The sequence below is a fragment of the Psychrobacter sp. T6-1 genome (assembly GCF_052258445.1).
The window spans coordinates 1-1875 of record NZ_JBQQFC010000392.1; the positions used below are offsets into that span (position 1 = coordinate 1).

Annotated in this window: 1 protein-coding gene and 1 pseudogene; one reads left to right on the top strand and one right to left on the bottom strand. The window is 41.9% G+C overall.

Going from position 1 to position 1875, the window contains the following annotated elements; genetic code table 11:
• Window positions 1–776 (bottom strand): thiolase family protein (locus ACTXGO_RS13125; protein ID WP_459112928.1); only part of this gene is annotated, 776 nt, incomplete at its 3' end.
• A 494-nt stretch (window positions 777–1270) separates the two neighbouring features.
• Here ACTXGO_RS13125 and ACTXGO_RS13130 point away from each other — a divergent pair.
• Window positions 1271–1875, top strand: a pseudogene (locus ACTXGO_RS13130) (3-oxoacyl-ACP reductase); the annotation flags it as partial.

The window sequence follows — 1875 nt, forward strand, 5'->3', positions numbered from 1 at the left end:
CCAGTACCACAAGCTTGCGAGATATCATATGATGGTGTGTGCGGATCAAGCGCTGTGTTAAGGACAGATTCGCGCGTCAAGTTGATATCGCGGCTAAGTTTCATGACTGCGCCTGCAACCACTTCACCGAGTACTTCGTCTTGTAAGTCAAAGCGCTCAATCAAACCATTTAAGGCTGCGGTTAGCATGTCTGTATTGCTAGCATCGGCGTAGGTGCCATTTGAGCGCGCAAATGGGATACGGTTACCACCGATAACGGCAACGCGTTGCTGGTTTGTACTTAATTTAGCGCTAGGTTTTTTCTTAGGCTTAGCGCTAGACTTTTTGCTAGCTTTAGTGTCAGCAGCTTTATCGTCTTTACTGTCTTTTTTGTCAGTTGCCGCAGACTTAGCTTCCGCTTTTGGTTTAGCTTCCGCTTTTGACTTAGTCGCAGGCTTTGTGTCTGCTTTGCTATCAGACTTAGTCTTAGCTTCATCTTTTGCAGCCGGCTTAGCTGGAGCTGCGTTTGATTCGCTTTCTTCAGTTGCCGCTTTTTCGCTTGCAATATCCGCTTTAATTTTCGCTTTTTTGTCAGCGTCAGCGCTTTGGGCTTGAGTGTCTACAGGTTTGCCGTCGCTATCGACGATATCTGTCGCTTGCTTAAGATCAGCGATAGAATCAAATTTTGAATCACTTGCTTTGGCTGTGTCTTTGCTGTTAGTAGCGTTTGTGTCAGTTGTAGCATTGCCTTTTACAACGGTGCTTTCAACGATAGGGCTGTCTTTTTTGTCGCTCATAACGGTGTCCTCATACTTGTAGGTTAAAAATAAAAGAGCACTTATAACACTAAGTGCTGTGATCTTGTAGCTATCAATGGTGCCTATGATAGTGACTTTTTGAATATTACGTGTAGCTGTTTAGCAAACTGAAGAGTTTATATCTCATAGGTCATCTTTATATACTTATACTTAGTCCATATTATTTAAAATATGGACGTAAACAGCAATTGTAACCACTATTGATAGGCAACTTTGATAACATATTGTTATATCTAAATCAGTTAGCTATAATTTGTTGTGTTTATTTTAACATAAGCTTATCGCTTTTAAAGCAACAGATAGTAACTGCCGTGTCTATAAAACTGGGCATAAATAGGCAAATTATCAGTTTATAATAGGCTATCTACTCATATTTTGTTTAAATACAGTGAGAAGGTATTCTACAAATGATAATTAAGATATCTTTTCATTGATATTATTCATTATTTTATATTTATTAATCGGAGCATGCTATGTCGGATCGTTATGGTGATTTTGTTCAGTCTTCAATAGGTAAAAAAGTTGCAAAAAACTTAGGCTTGCCGCAGCCTGTTACTCTTGATCGTTTTGAGAGTGGTCAGCGCCTAGTACGAGGTAGCGTACTTGTGGGCCGTGCGGCAGGTGATGATAGCCGCGTCAGTGCGTCAATCGCGCGTATCTTGTCAGAGCTGCATGCTGAAGTATTCGTCAATAGTAGCGACGATATTAAAGACGCTTTAGCTGATGCAGGCGTTGAGGCAAAAGGTAATACTGGCAGCGAAGATAAATTCAAAATCTTGTTATTTGATGCTAGCAATATAAGCGACGCTGAAGGTCTTAAAGCAGTTTATGAGTTCTTTCATAGCGTTGCTCGCCGGGTTGAGAAGTCAGGTCGCGTGATTATTGTTGGTCGTCCGCCTGAGTCTATCGATGATATTGAAACGGCACTAGCGCAGCGCGCGCTTGAAGGGTTTATCAAGTCAGTGGGTAAAGAGTTTAAGCGCGGTATCACAGCGCAGCTAATCTATGTCAATGAAGGCGCTGAGGACAACCTAGATTCAACGGTGCGCTTTTTTACCTCAGCGCGCTCAGCTTATGT